The following is a 20,396-nucleotide window of genomic DNA, read 5'->3' as shown; positions in this document are numbered from 1 at the left end:
CCGGGCCGTGCGCAGTCTGCGGCGGTCACACGAGGCGAGGGGCACCATGGTCGGATTGCATTCGCCCGGCGATGCTTTAGGCTGGCGTTCTTTCCAGAACAATAAGAAAACAGGCTTTTGCCATGGGCCAGAATCTCAGTCTGCTGCGCAAGTTCGTCTCCCCGGAAATCATCTTTGGCGCCGGTTGCCGGCATAACGTCGGCAACTATGCGAAGACCTTCGGTGCGCGCAAGGTCCTGGTGGTCAGCGACCCCGGGGTGATCGCCGCCGGCTGGGTCGCCGATGTCCTGGCCAGCCTCCAGGCCCAGGGCGTGGAGCACTGCCTTTACAGCGCGGTGTCGCCCAACCCGCGGGTGGAGGAGGTGATGCAGGGCGCCGAGGTCTACCGGGAGAATGCCTGCGACGTGATCGTCGCCGTCGGCGGCGGCAGCCCCATGGATTGCGGCAAGGGCATCGGCATCGTGGTGGCCCATGGGCGCAGCATCCTGGAGTTCGAGGGGGTGGACATGCTCCGCATGCCCAGCCCGCCATTGATCATGATTCCCACCACCGCCGGGACCTCGGCGGATGTCTCGCAGTTCGTCATCATCTCCAACCAGCAGGAACGGATGAAGTTCTCCATCGTCAGCAAGGCGGTGGTCCCCGATGTGTCGCTGATCGATCCGCAAACCACCCAGGGCATGGACCCGTTCCTCTCCGCCTGCACCGGCATCGACGCCCTGGTGCATGCCATCGAGGCATTCGTCTCCACCGGCCACGGCCCGCTCACCGACCCCCATGCCCTGGAGGCCATGCGCCTGATCAACGGCAACCTGGTGCAGATGATCGCCAACCCGCAGGACATCGCCCTGCGCGAGAAGATCATGCTCGGCAGCATGCAGGCCGGGCTGGCGTTTTCCAACGCGATCCTCGGCGCGGTGCATGCCATGTCCCACAGCCTCGGCGGCTTCCTCGACCTGCCCCACGGGCTGTGCAACGCGGTGCTGGTGGAGCACGTGGTGGCGTTCAACTACAGCTCGGCACCGGAGCGCTTCAAGGTGATCGCCGAGACCTTCGGCATCGACTGTCGCGGCCTCAACCAGCAGCAGATCTGCCGGCGCCTGGTGGACCACCTGATCGCGCTCAAGCAGGCCATCGGCTTCCACGAAACGTTGGGCCTGCATGGGGTCAGCAGCAGCGATATCCCGTTCCTGTCGCGCCATGCGATGGACGACCCGTGCATCCTCACCAATCCCCGGGAGTCGAGCCAGCGCGATGTCGAGGTGGTCTATGGCGAGGCCCTCTGACGAACAGCAACGGGCCCTGGCCGGGCTGCTGGGCCTGGGCAATCACTCGGCGCGCAAGAGTCACTACCCGGAGCTGGCCGCACGCCTGGAAGACCTGGAAACCGAGCGCAACCGCTACAAATGGCTGTTCGAGCACGCCGTGCACGGGATCTTCCAGGCCAGCCTGCAGGCCGGCATGCGCGCCGCCAACCCGGCCCTGGCGCGTATGCTGGGTTACCAGGACCCCCAGGAAGTGCTGTTCTCGCTGGCCGACCTGGCCGGCAACTTGTTCGTCGGCGGCGCCCAGGAGCTGGAGGCCATCGGCGAGCAGTTGCAACGCGAGCGCAGCTTGCTGGGCTACGAGACCCAACTGCGGCGCAAGGACGGCAGCAGTATCGACGTGCTGATGAACCTGCTGCTCAAGCCCGATGAAGCCGGGCTGGTGGAGGGTTTCGTCGCCGATATCACCGAGCGCAAGCTGGCCCAGCAACGCCTGGAGCAACTCAATGACCAGCTCGAACAACGGGTGGCCGCGCGCACCGATGAACTGCTGGACGCCAACCGCGAGTTGCAACAGCAGATCCTGCGGCGCGAGCGCAGCGAACGGGAAGCGCGGGAGGCGCGGGATGCCGCCGAGGCTGCCAACCGCAGCAAGGACAAGTACCTGGCCGCCGCCAGCCACGACCTGCTGCAACCCTTGAATGCCGCGCGCTTGCTGATCTCCACCCTGCGCGAGCGCCAGTTGCCCAGTGCCGAGCAACTGTTGGTGGAGCGCACCCACCAGGCCCTGGAGGGCGCCGAGGACCTGCTCACCGACCTGCTGGATATCTCCCGCCTGGACCAGGCGGCGGTCAAGCCCGATCCGGCGACTTATCGCCTGGATGAAATCCTCGCGCCACTGGTGTCCGAGTTCCAGTCGGTCGCTGAGGCCGCTGGCCTGGAGTTGCGGGTGCGCCTGGGGGACTACGCGCTGTTCACCGACCTGCGGTTGCTGACGCGGATCCTGCGCAACCTGTTGAGCAATGCCTGTCGCTACACCGAGCGCGGCAGCATCCTGCTGGCGGCGCGGCGTCGGGGCGAGCACCTGCGGCTGGAGATCTGGGACACCGGGCGCGGGATCGCCGCCGACCGCCTGGAGTCGATCTTCCTCGAGTTCAACCAGCTGGACGTGGGCCGCGCCGCCGATCGCAAGGGGGTCGGCCTGGGGCTGGCGATCGTCGAGCGCATCGCCCGCATCCTCGGCTACCGGGTGCAGGTGCATTCGCGTCCGGGCCGTGGTTCGCGGTTCAGCATCGAGGTGCCCCTGGCCGCTCGTATACCGCTGCCCATCGGCCAGCAAGTGCCACAGCCAAGCACCGGCAACCCGCTGCCCGGGCGCCGGCTGCTGGTGCTGGACAATGAAACGAGCATCCTGGACAGCATGGCCGCGTTGCTGGGGCAGTGGGGGTGCCAGGTCGTCACCGCCACTGACCAGGCGGCGGCGCTGGAGGCGTTGCAGGGCCGGGCGCCGGAGCTGATCCTGGCGGACTTCCACCTGGATCACGGCATCACCGGGTGCGAGGTGGTGCGCCAGTTGCGCGAGCACTTCGGCCTGCCACTGCCGGCGGTGATCATCACCGCCGACCGCAGCGACCAGTGCCGGCGGGCCTTGCAGCAATTGGGCGCGCCGCTGCTCAACAAACCGGTGAAGCCAGGCAAGCTGCGTGCTGCCTTGAGCCAATTGCTGGGGCAGGGCAGCACCTAGGGGCCGGACTCCCGGCTAGTGGGGCGGCGGACTTGCGGCTAAGATGCCGCTCTTTTTTTCAAGGACGAAGCCGGCCCTGGGCTGGCCCATACCCATCGATGAAGCCGTTGTCTTCGTACCACCCGTTGTTGTACTGGCTGCGCGTGCGCCAGAAGCGCCTGGCGCGCAGCCTGGCCTGGCGTTTTTCCGGCCGGCGTTATGCGCGGCCCGTAGCCGACAGCCCGCGCTTGCCTTATCGCTATATCAAGCACACCTCCAAGCTGATCCGCACCCTGGGCGATTGCGACCTGGCCCTGCAGCACAACAAGGTGATCAATCTCAGGCTGGCGGTGGCTTGCATCGATGGGGTGCGCATCGGCCCGGGGGAGTATTTTTCCTTCTGCCAGCTGGTGGGCCGGCCGAGTCGCTCGCGGGGGTTCGTCGAGGGCATGGAGCTGTCGTTCGGCGAGGCGCGCAGCGGTATCGGCGGGGGCATCTGCCAGCTGAGCAACCTGATCCACTGGATGGCGATCCACTCGCCGTTGCAAGTGGTGGAGCGGGCCAACCACAGCTTCGACCCGTTTCCCGACGAGGGCCGGGTGCTGCCTTTCGGCTCCGGCGCGGCGATCTTCTACAACTACATCGACCTGGTGCTGCACAACCCCGGGCCGCACGCCTTCCAGCTCAAGCTGCATGTCGGCGCGCACCAGCTCGAGGGCGAACTGTTGTGCGAGCAACCGCGCGGCTACCGCTACCACGTCTACCAGCAGGGCCATCGTTTCGTCCGCGAGGGTGGTCGGGTGTTTCGCGAGAACCAGATCTGGCGCGACATCCGCACCAAGGGCCAGGACTGCGAGCTGGTGCGCCAGGAATGCCTGTATCGCAACCGGGTGGTGGTCAAGTACCCGGTGGCCGACGACTTGCAGGAGCAAGCCTGACGCTGCCGGCGTGGCCTTGCGCCCGCTACGACCGCTACGCCCGCTAAGCTCTGTAGCCGCTGTCGAGCCGGCGAGGCTGCGAGCGGCTGCGCAGCGGCCGTAACCCGGCCCGTACCGATCTTCCAGGGATGTGTTACACACGGCGCGGTGGCTGTTTTATCCTTGGCCCCTTCACTGGCCCAAGGACGAACCCCGCGATGCTCGAAGTGCAAGGCGTGTTCAAGAGCTATGCCACACCCCAGGGGCCCCTGGCGGTGTTGCAGGGCGTCGACCTGCAGTTGGAGCAGGGCGCCAGCCTGGCGTTGATGGGCGAATCCGGCAGTGGCAAGAGCACCTTGCTGCACCTGATCGCCGGCCTGGACCGGCTCGACGCCGGGCGCATCCGTGTCGGCCAGCGCCAGTTGCAGGAGCTGAGTGAAGCACAGCTGGCCAACTGGCGGCGTACCGAGGTCGGCCTGGTGTTCCAGCAGTTCAACCTGATCAGCAGCCTGCGGGTCGAGGACAACCTGGGCTTCCAGGCGCGCCTGGCTGGGCGCTTCGACCCGGCCTGGCAGGCCCACCTGGCGGCGCGCCTGGGCCTGGGGGAACTCTTGCGGCGCTATCCCGAGCAACTCTCCGGTGGCCAGCAGCAACGGGTGGCCCTGGGCCGCGCGCTGGCCGCCAGGCCACCCTTGCTACTGGCCGACGAACCCACCGGCAGCCTCGACGAAGCCACCAGCGATGAAGTCCTGCAGCTGTTGCTGGAGCTGCTGGCGGACAGCCCCACCAGCCTGCTGATGGTCACCCACAGCCAGCGGGTCGCCAGCCGCCTGCAACGTACCGTGGTCCTGCACCACGGGCGCCTGGCCGCCACGGACGAGGCCTGAGATGCGAGTCTTCGGCACGGCGCTGTGGGCGCTGCTGAGCCATTGGCGCCAGCACCCGGTGCAGTTCTTCAGCGTGCTGACCGGACTGTGGCTGGCCACCAGCCTGCTGACCGGCGTGCTGGCGCTCAATAGCCAGGCCCGCGACAGCTATGCCCGGGCCAGCCGCCTGATCGGCGGCGAGCCCCAGGCCAGCCTGGCCACCGCCGGCGGCGGCAGCTTCCCCCAGCAGTGGTTCGCCGACCTGCGCCGGGCCGGCTGGCCGGTCTCGCCGGTGCTCCAGGGCCGGGTGCAGCTCGAAGGACAGGACGCCGCCCTGCAGCTGATGGGCATCGAACCGGTGTCGCTGCCCAATGGCGCGGCCATTGCCGGACAGGTCCTGGACTTGCGCCAGATCGCCGAATTCTTCAGCCCGCCGGGGCGGACCTGGGTCGCGCCGCAGACCCTGGCCAGCCTTGGCTACCATGAGGGGCAGCAGCCCCGGACCGAGGATGGCCAACGCCTGCCACCGCTCCAGGCGCGGGCGGACATGGCCCCGGGCCTGCTATTGATGGACATCGGTTTCGCCCAGCCATTGCTGGGCCAGCCAGGCCAGCTCAGCCGCCTGCTGCTGGCCAGGGACTTCGCCGACCAGGCGCCGCCCCTGCCCACGGCGCTGGCCGGGCAACTGGTGCTGCGCCAGGGCGATGCCCAGGGCGACCTGGCGCGGTTGACCGAGAGTTTCCACCTGAACCTGGATGCCCTGGGGTTCTTGTCCTTCGTGGTGGGTTTGTTCATCGTCCACGCCGCCATCGGCCTGGCCCTGGAGCAACGCCGCGGCCTGTTGCGTACCCTGCGGGCCTGCGGGGTCAGCGCCCGACAACTGATTGCCTGCCTGGGCCTCGAACTCGCCGGCCTGGCGCTGCTGGGCGGGGTGGCGGGGGTGATCAGCGGCTACCTGCTGGCTGGCGCCTTGCTGCCCGATGTCGCTGCCAGCCTGCACGGCCTGTATGGCGCCCAGGTGCCCGGGCAACTGAGCTTGAGCCCCTGGTGGTGGTTCAGCGGCATTGGCCTGGCTTTGCTCGGCGCCTTGCTCGCCGGTGCCGCCAGCCTGCTGCGGGCGGCGCGCCTGCCATTGCTGGCCCTGGCCGCCCCCCAGGCCTGGCACCAGGCCCATGCCCGTTGGCTGCGGCGCCAGGGCCGGGTGGCGATCTGCGCGGCATTGACCGGCTTGGCGGCCTGGTACTGGGGCAACAGCCTGGCCAGTGGGTTCGTGTTGCTGGCGGCGCTGTTGCTGGCCGCGGCCCTGGGCTTGCCGGTGCTGCTCAATGCCTTGCTGGGGGCCTTGCTCGGGCGCCGGCACGGGGCGTTGGGGCAATGGTTCCTGGCCGATTGCCGGCAGCAGTTGCCGGCCCTGAGCCTGGCGCTGATGGCGTTGCTGCTGGCCCTGGCGGCGAACGTCGGCGCCGGCAGCATGACCGCGGGCTTTCGCCAGACCTTCGGCGACTGGTTGGAGCAGCGCCTGAGCGCCGATCTGTATATCAACCCGCGGGACGCGCAACAGGCCCGGCAACTGCAACGCTGGCTGGCCGAACAGCCCGGGGTGCAAGCGAGCCTGCCGGTGTGGCAGGTACCGTTGCAGGTCCAGGGCTGGCCGGCGGATTTGTATGGGGTGATCGACCATCCGGCTTATCGCCAGCATTGGCCGTTGCTGGAAGCCGAGGGCGAGCGGCCCTGGGACCGGCTGGCCAGCGAGGATGGCCTGATGCTCAGCGAGCAATTGGCCAGGCGCCTGGACCTGCGCCCGGGGGACCACCTGCCGTTGCCGGTGCCCGGCGGGCAATGGGCGCCGCGGGTGCTGGGGATCTACGCCGACTATGGCAACCCCAAGGGGCATCTGCTGGTGAACGCCGGGCACCTGTTGCAACACTGGCCAGGGCTGGCGCCGAACCGCTTCAACCTGCGCCTGGAGCCAGGCACGCGCGCAGCGCTGATCCAGACGCTGCAACAACGCTGGCAACTGGACGACAGCCGGATCGTCGACCAGGCCCGGCTCAAGGGCTGGTCGCTGCAGGTCTTCGAGCGCACCTTCGCCGCCACCGCCGCCCTCAACAGCCTGACCCTGGGGGTGTCCGCCGTGGCCTTGTTCATCAGCCTGCTGACCCAGAGCCAGAGTCGCCTGGGCCAGTTGGCGCCGCTCTGGGCCCTGGGCGTGGGCCGGCGCCAGTTGGCGCTGCTCAACCTGGGCCAGACCTGGCTGCTGGCCTTGCTGACCCTGGTCCTGGCGTTGCCCCTGGGGATCCTCCTGGCCTGGTGCCTGGATACCGTGATCAACGTCCAGGCCTTCGGCTGGCGCCTGCCGTTGCGGGTATTCCCCGGGCAACTGATGCAGCTGTTGGGGCTGGCCATGCTGGCCACCTTGCTGGCCTCGGCCTGGCCGTTGCTGCGCCTGTACCGGGCGCAACCGGCAGACTTGCTACGCAGCTTCGCCCATGAAGATTGAACGCCCGTGGCGCTGTCGGCTCCTGGCCTGGACCCTGGCGCTGCCCCTGGGACTGGCCGGCTGCGACCAGGGCGCCGAAGCGCCCCAGGGGTTTGCCGGGCTGGGTAACGAGGCGGCGCAATTCACCCCGGTGCGGCCGGGGCGGACCTTCAGCTTCCCGGCCGATCATGGCGCCCACGATGGTTTTCGCATCGAGTGGTGGTACCTCACGGCCGACCTCAGCGATGCCCAGGGCCGGCGTTTCGGCGTGCAGTGGACGCTGTTTCGCAGCGCCTTGCGTGCCGAGCCGGAGCAGGCCGGCTGGGGCGCGCCGCTGGTCTGGCTGGGGCATGCAGCGGCCACTTCGGCCAACAGCCACCAGGCGGCCGAGCGATTCGCCCGGGGCGGCGTCGGCCAGGCCGGGGTCAGCGTGCAACCGTTTGCGGCCTGGATCGACGACTGGAGCCTGACCAGCCTCGCGCAGGCCGGCGACCCCCTGGCGCAGATGCAGGTACAGGCCCATGGGCCGGGGTTCGCCTACCGCTTGCAGTTGTCCGGCAAGGGCCCGCTGGTGCTCCAGGGGCAGGGCGGCTACAGCCGCAAGTCCGATCAGGGCCAGGCTTCCTACTACTACAGCCAGCCGTTCTTCCAGGCCTCGGGCGAATTGCAGATCGATGGCCAGCGCTACCAGGTCAGCGGCCCGGCCTGGCTCGACCGGGAGTGGAGCAGCCAGCCCCTGGCGGCCGGGCAGAGTGGTTGGGACTGGTTCTCCCTGCACCTGGACAGCGGCGAGCGGCTGATGCTGTTCCGGGTCCGCGAGGAGGCCGGCACGCCCTATGTCACCGGTACCTGGATCGACGTCGACGGCCATGGCCAGAGCCTGGACCGGCAGGCGATCCGCCTCACCGCGCAAGAGTATTCCGAGGTCGCCGGCAAGCGTGTGCCCACCACCTGGCGCCTGGAGATTCCCGGCAAGGGCCTGGACATCCAGGCGCGAGCGCTCAACCCCCAGTCGTGGATGAACCTGAGCGTGCCCTATTGGGAAGGGCCGATCGATTTCAGTGGCAGCCATGGGGGGCGAGGTTATCTGGAGATGACCGGATACTGAGATGGCCATTAGCGAATTTCAGCGACAGGGGTGTGAAACGTCCTGATCGTGTATGGGACATTTCCTCTATGCAGTTTTATTCAGAATCAGTCCTCGGACTTTCCTGAGCAGTTGCACTAGAATGCGTACCGTTCGCCCGGTGCAAGGGCTCTTTACCGGTGCAAGGATTGCCAAGGCCAGAGCACTGGGCGAACACTCCCTCCCCATCGCGTCCTGCGAGCTGCTTGCTGCCCACCCACTTCTCGATCCTCGCCAATGGCGCTGGTGTCTTGTGCCTGGCGCTCAGAGCATGAGCGGGTGCAGCGCCACATCGCTGGAATCGATCTCGACCCACCGTGGGCACACTCCGGGATCGCCGCGTACCTCCAGCAGGACGATGGACTGGCCGATAGCCAGGGCGGCCGCACCATCCTCATCCACCCCCAGCAATTGCCCGCAGACCCGCAAGCCCTCGGTGCTCCAGCCCAGGCCGGGTTGCTGGCGCGAGGCGGCGTGCAGGTTGCGCCCGCACTCGAACACATCGTCCAGGCTGATTTCCACTTCGTGCACGCTGGCCAGCACCGGGAGCGGCCCTGGCCAGCGCCCGCGGCCTTCGCCCAGGGCGCAGTTGAAGCCGACCCACAGGCCGCCGGGCATATGCGGGTACAAGGCGGTGAGGGTGATACGCATGGGCAGGGTTTCCGTCGCTCGGCAGATGACTGGCGCCAAGGCTGCCGCAGCCGGGCCAGGCTGGCAAGGCGGCGATGGTTTTGCTTGCGCGGGCCAGGCCCGTTCAACAGAATGCGCCCCTTGCCCGAGCCCACAGGGGCATGGACGCTATTGGAGATCCGGGATTGATCTGGTTGCAACGTTTCTTGATGTCGGTCGGTGTGCTGGCGCTGGTACTGCTTGGCCTGATGCTGGCCAAGATGGAGTTCGCCCCGACGCCGCCCCTGGCCCTGGCCAACCACCCCGGGGCCCAGTGGCAGGGCGCCGTCGATGGCGGTTACTTCGTCGAGATCACCCGCGCCGAGCCGCCGCTGTTCTTCGTCCAGGTGCGCCATGCCAGCGGCGACCTGTGGGATGAAGGCTGGGTGCGCTACGAAGATGGCGACGGCAGCCCGCTGACCGCCGACAAGGTGCTGGCTTTTGATGGCGATGCGGTGATCTATCTGCAACAGCGCAAGGTCCTGGCCTCGCAGAAGTCCACCGCCCGCTAGCGCCCCGAGGGTTATTGGCTCGGGCGCTGCGGGGCATAGGCATCCCACAGCTTGTTGCGGAACTTGTTGCGCGGATCGACCCGTGCCTTGAGGGCGAAGAACTCGTTGGCCCGGGGATAGGCCGCATGGAACTGCTCAGGCGTGGCCAGGATCTGGTAGGGCAGGTAGTAGCTGCCGCCGTGGCGGATGGCGCTGTCCACCAGGGATCGGGTCCACTGGCGCACCTCATCGCGGGCGGCCGGGCGGGTGTCTTGCTGGTAGTACAGCACCAGGGCGAATACTTCGGTCCGGGCCCAGGCCAGCAGCGTACCGGGATCGGCCTTGGCGTGGCGGATGGACAGGTTGATCACATTGACCTTGTGCCTGCGCAGGGTCTCGCCCATTTCCTCGACGAAGCCTTGCAACTGCCCAGGGGGCACGAAGTACTCCTGCAACACGTAGGTGCGCCTGGCCCGGGATGCCGGCTCCAGCTCACGCACGTCGAGGCTGGCCTCGTAGTTGCGCCAGACCACCTGCTGGCGCTTGAACACCAGCGGGTCGATGACCTCCTCGCGGATCGACTTGCCCATGGGCCATTGGCTCACCACCTTCATGGCCCGGCGTTCCTTCCAGTAGTTGCGGTCCAGGGGCGTGAGGCGTTCCTCGACCGTCACCGGCAGCTCGGTCTGGCTGTAGGACACCGCGCGCAGGTGCTGGTACTGGTTGGGGTAGAGCACGGCGTTGTGCAGGATCACCTTGGGATCATTGGCGATGTGCTGGAAGAAATAGTCGTTGTAGCGCTCCAGGGGCATTTCTTCGAAGGTCCGCAGCAGGCGCACGTTGTCGCTCAGCTGCAAGGTGGCTTCGGCTATCACCCCCAGGCCGCCGTAGCCGCCGATGGCGCCGTAGAACAGCTCGGCATGGTGCTGCGGACTGGCGTCGATCACCTGGCCGTCGGCCAGCACCAGCTTGATCGACTTCACCGAGCTCACCAGCGGCCCATAGCCGATGTAGCGGCCATGGGCGTTGACGCTCAGGGCGCCGCCGACGGTGAAGTTGGCGTAGCTCTGCATGATGCTCACGGAGAGGTCGTAAGGGTCGATGAAGGTTTGCAGGGCGCGCCAGGTGATACCGGCCTGGACCGTGATTTCCTTGCGCTCGCGGGAGAACGCCAGGACCTGGTCGAAGCGCCGCATGTCGATCTGCAGCGCGTGCTCGGTGGCGGTCTGCCCACCCATGCTGTAGCGGCCGCCACCGATGGCGATGGGCCCGGGGTGATTGGCCACCAGCTGGACGATCTGCTCCAGGCGAGTAGGTTGCGCCACCTGGTCGACCACGATGGGATTGAGTTGGGTGATGTCGTTGACGATTTGTTCGCCGTGGCTGGCCGAGGCCAGGCCCAGTGCGGCGCAGAACAGCAGGCCGGTGCTGAATTTCATGGAACCATCCCTGGAAGACGCCACCCGCAGGTGGCGCAAATGGCGGCAGGATAGCCTTGCCGCCGTTTCCCGGCCATGAATTCTTGCGCTTACAGGGCGGGCAGGCCCAGGGCTTCGGCACACTGCTCCAGGGAGCGCCGCTGGGTCTGGGCGTACAGCTGCAACTCGTCGAGGGTCGGCCGGCCCAGGGCCGTTTCGAATGCCTGGCGGTTGGAGCGCCCGGCGTAATGGCTCTGGCTGTCGTCGCCGAGGTTGGACTGGAAGATCCCGGCGGCGCTGACCGGCAAAAAGTCTTCGTACACCAGGGGCTCGCAGCCCAGGTGTCCGGCGGCCAGCAGCGCTTGCACCGTGGTAGGGCGACCGGGCTCGGTGCGGGCGGCGAGCCCGGCTTCGCTGGCGAAATAACGGAAATAGGCCAGGCCCTGCTGGCGCATGGCGTCGTGGCTGTCGGGAAACTGGGCGAAGTGCTGCTGCATCAGCTGGTTGTAGCGCTGGGCATTGGCTTCGCTGGGGAAGTCACCGAGCTCATCGCGGGCCGCGTTCAGCAAGCGGTCGTAGAGCATGCGGCCCTTGGGCGTGAGGGCCGCGCCACGCTGTTCGATCTCGCCGAAGCGGGCGCTGTGGCTGCCCTGGTTGTGCGCCTGGTCGGTGAAGGCGACGCTTTCCTCCAGGGCCTTGAAGCTGGTCTGGCGCAGCAGGATCGGGCAATCGCGGCGCGGCGGGCCCTCGACCACCGCCTTGGGAGTGATGCCATGCGTGGGCATCAGCCGCTGTACTTCGTCGATGTCCAGGGTGCGTGGGGTCAGGTGGTTGATATGCGGGCCCTTGAACGCCACCACGTCGGCGATCAACCGATGCTGGGCGCTGAGGTTGGCGTACTGGGCGGCGCTGACCGTGGCGTGGTGGTGCCAGCGGAAGGTCTCCAGGGCTTGCTGGATGAAGTCCTCGGCGGCGTCGGCGGCCAGGCCGCCCTGGTCCTCGGCCTGATGGATCAGCTCCAGCACCTTCGGGGTGAAGATCGAGCGCCGCGCCAGCACCTGCTCGGCGAATGCGCGCAGCTCGGGGTTGTCGATCAGCTCCAGGCGCAGCAGCGAGGTGAAGACCCGGAACGGGCTGACCTGCAGGGCCTGTTCATGCACCGCGCGAAACGCCGTGGAATGCACCGGCACCCCGGCGGGGGTGAGGTCGTAGTAGCCCACCGGCTGCATGCCCATCACGGCGAACAGGCGCGCCAGGGTCGCCAGTTCGGCGGCGGTGCCGACGCGGATCGCGCCATGGCGCTCCAGGTCCAGGCGCTGCAACTCGCCGGTGTGTCGCAGGTGCCGGGCAATGGCCGGTTGTTGCTCCAGCACCTGGGCGTTGACCTTGGCCACCAGTTGCATCAGGTCGCCGTACAGCGGCACTTCCTCACGGTACATATCCGACATGGCCCGGGAAAATCCCTGGCGGATCAGGTCAGGACTGACGAAGCGCTGGTTGCTCATGGACAAGGTTCCCGTGGCTGTGGATCGAGGCGTGGGTGGAGCGGGTCGGCCTCGATTCTGCGCAGCGCCGCCAGGGCTGACAAACGAAAGTTCCTCTGAACTTCATTCTGCAAACGAATGCATGGCATCCGCTCCGGGCGTTGGCAGTGAGTGAGTGCAAGGGCGCACCGTGGCCAGGGAAATGGTTATCGAGCGCGGCGCGGTTATAGCCAAATATTCCCGAAACCTCGCGCCGAGGCTGGTAAAACAGGGCCTGTGCCATGCTGGCGTTTTGTGCCCATGTCGCTCGATGGCCGTGGCTCGATGCTCATCCGCTCGCTGTATCTTTCCCAACGCTGGACGGAGGCGACTTGGCCCCTGCGCAGTGCACCAGAGGAAAGGGATTGTCACTGGCCAGGAGGCTCTACCGCTCGCGCACCTTGGGCCTGGCCCTGGGGTTCTTCTGCGTGTTCGAGGGCATGGCGCCGCTGCATCCCGCGCCCTGGGTGTGGGGCTTCATGTTGTTCAACGCCTTCGCCTGGCCACACCTGGCCTACCAGTGGGCGCGCCTGGCCCGGCAGCCGTTTCGCGCCGAGTACCGCAATTTGCTGGTGGATTCGCTGCTGGGCGGTTTCTGGGTCGCGGCCATGCAGTTCAACCCGCTGCCGCTGGCCACCACCCTGGGCATGATGGCCATGAACAATATCGCCATGGGCGGAGTGTGGTTCTTCCTCGCCGGTTGCGTGGCACAGTTGCTGGGGATTGGCCTGGGCCTGGGGATCTTCGGTGTCGCCTTCAGTGCCCGGACCACGCCCGAGCAGCTGTATGCCTGCCTGCCGATGCTGACCTTGTACCCGCTGGTCCTGGGGTACATCTGCTACCAGCAGGCGGTGACCCTGGCCCGGCACAAGCGTGAGCTATTGGCCTTGAGCCGTACCGACAGCCTGACCGGGTTGCTCAACCACGGCGCCTGGAAGGACCAGCTGGAGATCGAGTTCCAGCGCTGCAAGCGCCAGGACCATGGCGGCGCCATCGCCCTGATCGATATCGATCACTTCAAGGCCATCAACGATACCTACGGCCATGTGGCCGGCGACGTGGTGCTGCGCCAGTTGAGCAAGCTGCTGCGCCAGAACCTGCGCAGCAGCGACCAGGCCGGTCGCTATGGTGGCGACGAGTTTTGCGTGATCCTGCCGGACGTTCCCCTGGAGCATGCCGCCGAGCTCATGGAAGCCCTGCGCGGGCGTTTCGGCGCCCTGGGCTACGAGCAGACCCCGGCCTTGCAGGTCAGCCTGAGCATCGGCCTGGCCGCCTTCGACTCCCGGCATGAAGAAGCCATGGGCTGGCTCAACGACGCCGACCAGGCGCTGTATGCGGCCAAGACCTGCGGGCGCGACAACGTCAGCTGCCACCCGCCACAACGGCACCTGCTCAACTCCCTGTAGCCGCTACCGAGCCTGCGCAGCTGCGCCCAGGCCCGCAGGGCCTTGCGGCGATGGTGTCGCGCCTACGTTCCGGCGTTCGCTGCACGGTCGTGCGCAGCCTGCGGCAGCGGCCACCGAGGCAGGGCCGCTGTCGTTGTGCGCTCAATCCTGTGGCAGGTGCAGGCGCCGGGCCAGTTCCAGGGCGGTGCGGGCGCTGGCGATACCGGGGACCAGCTGGGTGAAGGGGATGTCGATCAGGCGTTGCTCGCGCACTGCCCGCAGCCGTGACAGCACCGGATCGCTGTGCAGCAGGCGGCGCTTGCGCGCGGCCGGCGACCACAGGGCATCGGCCAGCAGCATCACCTCCGGGTTGTTGGCCAGCAGGGTCTCGCTGTCCACCACCAGGCGCGGGCGGTCGATGGCGGCGAAGCTGTTGCGCGCCCCGGCGGCTTGCAGCAATACCCCGACAAAACCCCGCCGGCCCTGGCTGGCCAGGCCGTTGACCTCGCTGTCCAGGTAGAACACCGAGGGCTGGGGTTGGTCCTGGTACAGGGCCCGGGCCGAGGCGAGATCGGTATCCATCTGGGCGATCAACTGCCGTGCCCGTTCCTGCGTGCCCAACAACTGGCCCAGGGTCAGCAGGTCGCGGCGGATGTGCCCGAAGTAGTCCTCGTCATGCCCGACGCAGGCCGACTCCAGCAGGTAGCTGCCGACGCCGATGGCGCCCAGGCGCTCGCGGGAGCTGAAGTTGTCGGGGAAGGCCGAGGCGAAACCGCCCACCACCAGGTCGGGCTTGAGGCTGTACAGCACCTCGGCCGACGGGTATTGGCGGGCGATCACCGGCACCCCGTGGTAGTGCCCCTGGGCCATGGCCTGGCCATCGTCGTCCAGGTAGGCGACGCCGATCAGCGCCGGCCCGGCGCCCAGGGCCAGCAGCAGGTCGGCGCTGTGCTGGTTGAGGGCGACGATGCGCTGGGGCGTGCCGGGGCTGGGCCAGATCTTGCCGCAGTTTTCGTAGCTGCCGGCCAGGGCCGGCCCACTGGCCAGCCACAGCAGGATGGCCAGGCACCTGGCCCGGGCCTTCCTAGGCATCGGTGGGTACTCCATAAGGGGCGGCGATCTGCAACTGGGCGACGGGCTCGCCTGCCAACAGGTGCCCCTCCACCAGTTGCAGCACCTGGCTGTCGTTCTCGACCCGGTACCAGCAGCCATCCGGGTGCACGGTGAGTACCGGTCCCAGGTTGCAGGGGAACTGGCAGGCGGTGCGGGTCAGCAGCACGCCTCCGGGCTTCTCCATGAGGTCAAGGCGCAGCAGCTCGCGACGCAGGGTCTTCCACAAGGGCAGGGCGCCACGCCGGACGCAGCGCGGGCCGGTGCAGAGCAATACCTGGCGGGCGTGGGGCGGCACCTGCGACCAGTCCGGATCGCTGGCCACCGGGTTGACCTGGTCGCATGGCAGGTGGCGTTCGCGCTGGGCGATGCTGGCCCAGGCCAGGGCCGCATCCAGCCCCCGGCGACCCAGGGCCTGGGCGGTGACCCACAGCCGTGGCGCCTGGGAGTGGGCACGGGCGCGGCGTCCCAGTTCATCGCGCAGCCAGTCCAGGTAGGCGCTGTCGGAGCTGGGCTCCAGGTCCACCACCAGCAACGCCGCGCCAGCCTTGGCCAGCGTTTCGTCCAGGGCAGCCCAGAGACTGTCGAAGCCATCCAGGGTATCGATCACCCGGGTCTCGACGCTGTCGTGGCGCAGGCCTTCGAGCTCGTGGCAGAAGGCCTGGCCGAGGGCGCCGCCCAGCAGGCCGGGACCGACGAACAGCACCCGTTGATAGTGTTCATGCATGTCGGTGGGCCTCAGAAACGGTAGGTGTAGCGCACTTCGGTGGTGAAGGGGCGCCCCAGGTTGTCCAGCGCCGGCCTGTCGCTGGTCATGCTGGTGGTGTAGTCACGGTCGAACAGGTTCTCCACCAACAGGCTCAGGCGATGCTGCTGGGCCGTATCGAGGTAGCGATAAGCGTCGGCATCCACCACCGAGTAATGGCCATAGTCCACTTTCTTCGAACTCTCGACCTGGCCGATATAACGGATCGCGCCGCCCACGCCCCACATGCGGTCCGGCGATTCGAAGCCCAGGCGCGAGCGGGCGAAGAACCCGGGGATGTTGCTCAGGGTCACGTTGCGTGATTCGACCAGGTTGCGGGTCATGTCGGCGGACAGGTTCCATTGCGGGCTGAACTGCCAGCGTCCATCCACCTCGATGCCCCGGACCCTGACCTGGCTGTCACCGTTGACGAATTGTTTGTTGTCCAGGGCAATCAGGTCGTCGATCTTGCGCCGGTAGGCGGTGATGCTGGCATTGAATTCACCGGCCAGCAGGCTGCCCTTGTAGTCCAGGCCCAACTCAGCGTTGACGCTCTTTTCCGGCTTGAGGTTGCGGTTGCCTTTTTCATTGGGCTCGTTGGCGAACAATTGCTCGGCGTTGGGCAGCTTGAAGGCATTGCCGTACTGGCCGCGCAATTGCCAGTTGGGCGTGAGGTCGTACAGCGAGGTGAGCATGCCCACCGTGGCGCTCTCGCCGCCGCTGATGTTCTCGTGGCGCACGCCAATGCTCGGGTGCCAGTCCGGCAGGGCTTCGAACACCGGGCGCAACTGGGTATACAGGGCGTTGGCCTGGGCCTTGTTGTCGTCGATCTTGAGTACGTCGTCCTGGCCCTTGAACCACTGGTTGTCGGTGCCGAACACCAGCACATGGCCGCCGTCCAGCTCGGCCTTGCCCTCGGCCTGCACGCCCCAGTCGGTGAAGCCCCAGTAGTCGTTGTGGTTGATGACCTTGATGCCGCCATCATCGTTGCTGTTGATACGGGTGTAGCGCGTGTCCCAATCGTTGACATGGCCCTTGACGAAGTAGCTGAAGCGTTCGCCCAGGCGTTGCTCGAAGGTGGCGGTGGCGATCTGCTGGACCCGGTCGTTGGTGGTCTTCTTGTTGTTCGCGGCGCGGGCGAAATCCAGGTTGGCGTCGGTGTACTGGTAGAACAACTCCAGGCGCGAGTCGTCGCCGAACCCCTGGATCGCCTTGGCGCCGAAGGTGGTCACCTCATAGGAGCGCTTCTTGTCCCGGGTGCTGGTGTTGTAGGCGCTGTTGCGAAACGGCTGGTAGCCGTCGGAGACGTTGTGGCTGACATAGGCCAGCAAGCCGAGATCGCCCAGGCCGTTGCCGACGATGCGTTCCGCCCGGGCATCGCCGCTCCTGCCCATGAAGCTGTCCAGGCCCAGGTTGACTTCGCCGGAGGCGTCGCGGGTCTGCGGGCTGCGGGTGACGATGTTGATCACCCCGGACACCGCCTGGGTGCCGAACAGCAGGCTCTGCCCGCCCTTGAGCACTTCGATGCGCTCGATGGCGTTGGCTGGCAGGGTATCCAGGTACAGGCCGCCGTACAGGCGGTTGTTCAGGCGCACGCCATCGAGCAGGATCAGCGTGTCATCGTTGCGCCCACCCAGCAGCGAATAGGTGCCGTAGTCGAAGGGGCCGTTCTTGGGCGCCACGTAGAGGCCCGGCACGTACATCTGCAGGACCCGGGTGATGTCGCTGCTGGGGCCGGCGCGTTCGATCTGCTGGCGATCGATGATTCCCACCTTGCTGCCGTACTTGGCCATCTCGGCCACGGTGGTGGACTCCACCGACGGGGCGGAGACGAACTGCTGGTCGAGCTTCAGGGAGGTGTCGTCCGCCAGCAGCCAGGGGCTGAACAGGCAGCCGAGCAGGGCGCCGCCCATGGAACGGCGCGCAGCGCGCCAGTCGCGCGCAAGGGAAGTGTCTGTTGTTGTCATTCTTGGTCTTCTCGAAAGTATCTTCGGGAAGCACGCAGGGAGAAGGTGGCAGGCACGCGCACGCGCCCACACCGGCCCATGCCCGCCCACCGCAGGATTGCCAAACAGATGCTTCAGGCCGGTCTCCGGGCTCGCGAGGCTGGCTGCATTCGCCTTCCCATACCTTGGGTACAGTGGCGTGTTGAATGCAGCACTCGCTTACCGTTGCGGGGGCAGCACCGGACTTGCCCCTGGGGGCGCACCGGTTTCCCGTTTCACCTCACGCACGGCGGCGTGAGGCACCTGAAACAGGGCGGCATCTGAACATCCGTCCGGCCGTTCGTCAATCCTGTGGCCGACACGATTGCGCCCACTGCGCAGTCATGCCGTTATCGCCCAGCCCAGCTCCGGTAGCCGCTGCTGAGCCTGCGAAGCTGTGCCAAGGCCCGCGGGGCCTTGATTGTGGAGTGCGCAAGGTTTGCGCTCGCTGCGTGGTCGTGCGCAGCCTGCGGCAGCGGCTATACCAAGCGGGTTTGCCCGGCGTTACCAGGCAATGGCGGGGGAGGTGCGTACCTGGGCCTGGCCACCGGCATCGGCGGGGCAGGCCAGCAGTGGCACCGCACGCACCGAGTCACCGGGTTGCAGTTGCAGGCGCTTGGTGGCCTGGCGGTCCACCAGCAGGCAGCCGGCCACCAGGCGCCCGGGCGCGGCGGTGATGCGGCAGCTCTCCAGGCGCCGGTTGTGGATCAGCCACATCGGCGCCTGCTCGTCCGGGTTGCCCACCAGCAACGGCAGGACCTGGCTTTCACGCACGCTGCGGATCTTCGCCACTTCGGCCTCGATCAGCGGGCCACCGTCGAACACATCGATGCAGCCCTGGTGGCTGAAACCTTCGTCGTGCAGGATGCCCACCGCCTGTTCGGTGCTGGCGTGGGCCTGGCCGATGGCCGCCTGGGCCTGGGGGCTGAGCAGGCAGGTATAGAGCGGTTGGCGCGGCATCAGCTCGGCGATGGAGGACTTGCCGCCATGGCTGGACAGGCGGTTGGCCTGCTGGAAATCCATCTTGAAGAAATGCCGCCCCAGGCTGTCCCAGAACGGCGAGCAACCTTGGCTGTCGACCTGGCCGCGCAACTCCACCACCAGCTTGTCGCCGAACAGCGCCGGGTACTCGGCGACGAACAGCAAGCGCGCCGTGGACAGCAGGCGCCCGGTATAGCCCTGGCGCAGGTCGTGGCGCAGGAACAGCGAGCACAGCTGGGATTGCCCGGCCATGTCGTTGCTCAAGAACAGGGTCGGGATCTGTTTCTCGATACCCAGTCCCGGGGCGCTGCCGCGAGTGATGCCGAGCCGGTAGTTGTAGCAGGGCTCGCGCAGGCCGATGGCACCGCTCAAGCCACAGATGCCGATCACCTGCTGCTCGTCATCTTCCAGCACGAACAGGTAGTCGGCGTCGGCGCGTTCCACCTGGCCGGCGAACGTGCGTTGGGCCCAGCGCACCCGATGGTCCAGGCGCTCGGGGTCGGTGCTGAGGTTGTCCAGTTCTCGCTGGCTGCCACCCAGCAGGCGCAGCAGCGCGGGCAGGTCGGAGACGCGAATCGGGCGCACGATCATGCACGGGCTCCTGGCAATGCCACGGTTGCGAGTCGATAAGGGGTCATAGCGCAATGCTCCGCACGGCAGCGCCGGGCTCCAGTTGCAAGGCCTGGAACATCTCCTGGCCAAGACCGATACGCTCCTCTGGAGCTTCGTCGAGCAGCGCGACGATGGCGCGGAAACCTTGCAGGCGGTCGTTGCTCAACAGCCATGGGCGGCCCCGGCCGCTCTGCGCGGCGAAGTAGCTGGTGGCGATCCGGCTCTGGATGATCGAGCGCAGTTCGTTGGTGCGCGCCTGCAGGGTCGGCCCGGCATCGAACAGGTCGACGTACTGGGTCGGGGCGAAACCTTCGTCCACCAGGATGTCGCAGGCTTCCCGGGCGTCGGGATGGATGCGGCCGATGCAGTCCTGGGCCGCCTGCGCCAGCATCGGGATGTAGATCGGGTACTGGGGCATCAGCTCGACCAGGAACCCGCGTCCCTGCAGGGCGCACAGGCGCTCGGCCTCGACATAGGGCAGGTCGAAGAAATGCTGGCCCACCGCCTCCCAGAACGGTGATTGGCCGTCGGTGTCGCTGTAGCCGACGATTTCGCTGATGCAGCTGTCGGCGAAACGCTGGGGGTGGGCGGCGATGAACAGCAAGCGGGCCCGGGAGGTCAGTTGCGCCAGGGGGCTGCCGGCCAGCTCGACGTCCATGTGGAAGCTGCGCAGCAGGGTCTGCTCGCTCAGGTCGTGGCACAGCGACAGGGTCGGCACTCCATGCTGGATGTCCAGCTCCCGCGAGCTGCTGATGAACGGGCGGTTGCGCAGGCTGTAGAACGGTTCGCTGAAGCCGGCCGTGGCCAGGATGTCGGAGCAGCCATGCAGCCGGCCGGTGGCGGGATCTTCGAGGACGAAGAAATAGTTCTCCGGCCCCTGGCCGGCCTCGGCCTTGGCGAAGGACGCCAGGGAGTCGAGGATCTTTTCCCGCAGGCAGGTTTCGTCGTCCACCAGCGAGGTCACGCCCAGCAGGCGTTCGCGGGCCAGGCGCCGCAGTTGGGGCAGATCGGATAACGCCACGGGACGCAAGGCCAGCATGGGTGCACTCCTGTATCAAGGGCCGCCGGCTTTGGGCCGGGCAGCCAGACATCACTGTCGAT

At 67.3% G+C, this 20,396-nt stretch carries 16 protein-coding genes and 1 riboswitch; of the genes, 8 read left to right on the top strand and 8 right to left on the bottom strand.

Annotation, left to right across the window (positions count from 1 at the left end):
• Positions 1-122: 122 nt before the first annotated feature.
• The 6 genes from ercA (at position 123) to CAG11_RS11635 (ending at position 8,358) form a co-directional block, all read left to right on the top strand.
• Complete coding sequence (gene ercA, locus CAG11_RS11660; protein ID WP_085596434.1) at positions 123-1,286, top strand: alcohol dehydrogenase-like regulatory protein ErcA; 1,164 nt, start codon at positions 123-125, stop codon at positions 1,284-1,286.
• Entirely contained in the window at positions 1,270-3,009 is a 1,740-nt protein-coding gene (locus tag CAG11_RS11655; protein ID WP_085596433.1) for a NahK/ErcS family hybrid sensor histidine kinase/response regulator, read from the top strand. Before ercA ends, CAG11_RS11655 begins: the two co-directional genes overlap by 17 nt.
• Before the next feature lie 98 nt (positions 3,010-3,107).
• Positions 3,108-3,926 (top strand): VanW family protein, encoded by an 819-nt coding sequence (locus CAG11_RS11650; RefSeq protein ID WP_085596432.1) that lies wholly within the window; start codon positions 3,108-3,110, stop codon positions 3,924-3,926.
• 197 nt (positions 3,927-4,123) lie between these two features.
• Positions 4,124-4,792 carry an ABC transporter ATP-binding protein gene (locus tag CAG11_RS11645; RefSeq protein WP_085596431.1) on the top strand — a complete coding sequence of 223 codons (669 nt, stop codon included), beginning with the start codon at positions 4,124-4,126 and terminating at the stop codon, positions 4,790-4,792.
• 1 nt (position 4,793) lies between these two features.
• Complete coding sequence (locus CAG11_RS11640; RefSeq protein ID WP_085596430.1) at positions 4,794-7,271, top strand: FtsX-like permease family protein; 2,478 nt, start codon at positions 4,794-4,796, stop codon at positions 7,269-7,271.
• Positions 7,261-8,358: a lipocalin-like domain-containing protein gene (locus tag CAG11_RS11635; protein ID WP_085596429.1), complete on the top strand. Its 1,098-nt coding sequence runs from the start codon at positions 7,261-7,263 to the stop codon at positions 8,356-8,358. The genes CAG11_RS11640 and CAG11_RS11635 overlap by 11 nt, the downstream gene beginning before the upstream one ends.
• A 282-nt stretch (positions 8,359-8,640) precedes the next feature.
• Here the strand turns inward: CAG11_RS11635 and CAG11_RS11630 are convergent, their stop codons facing one another.
• On the bottom strand, positions 8,641-9,027 hold the full coding sequence (locus CAG11_RS11630) for a hypothetical protein (protein WP_085596428.1): 387 nt from the start codon (positions 9,025-9,027) through the stop codon (positions 8,641-8,643).
• Positions 9,028-9,167: 140 nt separating this feature from the next.
• Here CAG11_RS11630 and CAG11_RS11625 point away from each other — a divergent pair, with 140 nt between their 5' ends.
• On the top strand, positions 9,168-9,557 hold the full coding sequence (locus tag CAG11_RS11625; protein WP_256578562.1) for a hypothetical protein: 390 nt from the start codon (positions 9,168-9,170) through the stop codon (positions 9,555-9,557).
• Between the two features lie 11 nt (positions 9,558-9,568).
• Here the strand turns inward: CAG11_RS11625 and CAG11_RS11620 are convergent, their stop codons facing one another.
• On the bottom strand, positions 9,569-10,975 hold the full coding sequence (locus tag CAG11_RS11620; protein ID WP_085596426.1) for an FAD-binding oxidoreductase: 1,407 nt from the start codon (positions 10,973-10,975) through the stop codon (positions 9,569-9,571).
• An 89-nt stretch (positions 10,976-11,064) separates the two neighbouring features.
• Positions 11,065-12,459, bottom strand: a complete 1,395-nt coding sequence (locus CAG11_RS11615) for a VOC family protein (RefSeq protein ID WP_085596425.1) — start codon at positions 12,457-12,459, stop codon at positions 11,065-11,067.
• A 350-nt stretch (positions 12,460-12,809) separates the two neighbouring features.
• Here CAG11_RS11615 and CAG11_RS11610 point away from each other — a divergent pair, with 350 nt between their 5' ends.
• Positions 12,810-13,883 carry a diguanylate cyclase gene (locus CAG11_RS11610; protein WP_256578561.1) on the top strand — a complete coding sequence of 358 codons (1,074 nt, stop codon included), beginning with the start codon at positions 12,810-12,812 and terminating at the stop codon, positions 13,881-13,883.
• A 141-nt stretch (positions 13,884-14,024) separates the two neighbouring features.
• On the opposite strand, the gene CAG11_RS11605 is transcribed toward CAG11_RS11610, so the two are convergent.
• The 5 genes from CAG11_RS11605 to CAG11_RS11585 form a co-directional block, all read right to left on the bottom strand.
• On the bottom strand, positions 14,025-14,954 hold the full coding sequence (locus tag CAG11_RS11605; protein WP_085596423.1) for an ABC transporter substrate-binding protein: 930 nt from the start codon (positions 14,952-14,954) through the stop codon (positions 14,025-14,027).
• The gene (locus CAG11_RS11600) at positions 14,947-15,699 is read right to left on the bottom strand and encodes a ferredoxin (RefSeq protein ID WP_085596422.1); all 753 of its coding nucleotides are present in this window, start codon (positions 15,697-15,699) and stop codon (positions 14,947-14,949) included. The genes CAG11_RS11605 and CAG11_RS11600 overlap by 8 nt, the downstream gene beginning before the upstream one ends.
• A gap of 11 nt (positions 15,700-15,710) precedes the next feature.
• On the bottom strand, positions 15,711-17,630 hold the full coding sequence (locus CAG11_RS11595; RefSeq protein WP_256578568.1) for a TonB-dependent siderophore receptor: 1,920 nt from the start codon (positions 17,628-17,630) through the stop codon (positions 15,711-15,713).
• Between the two features lie 152 nt (positions 17,631-17,782).
• A riboswitch (cobalamin riboswitch) is annotated at positions 17,783-17,985 on the bottom strand.
• Positions 17,986-18,206: 221 nt separating this feature from the next.
• Positions 18,207-19,274, bottom strand: a complete 1,068-nt coding sequence (locus CAG11_RS11590) for an arginine N-succinyltransferase (protein WP_085596420.1) — start codon at positions 19,272-19,274, stop codon at positions 18,207-18,209.
• 43 nt (positions 19,275-19,317) lie between these two features.
• The gene (locus CAG11_RS11585) at positions 19,318-20,334 is read right to left on the bottom strand and encodes an arginine N-succinyltransferase (RefSeq protein ID WP_085596419.1); all 1,017 of its coding nucleotides are present in this window, start codon (positions 20,332-20,334) and stop codon (positions 19,318-19,320) included.
• Positions 20,335-20,396: the final 62 nt, after the last annotated feature.

This window comes from Pseudomonas sp. B6(2017) (genome assembly GCF_002112765.1).
Taxonomy (GTDB): Bacteria; Pseudomonadota; Gammaproteobacteria; order Pseudomonadales; family Pseudomonadaceae; genus Aquipseudomonas; species Aquipseudomonas piscis.
The sequence above is the reverse complement of the archived record's forward strand: the minus strand, read 5'-3'. Positions and strand labels throughout refer to the sequence as shown.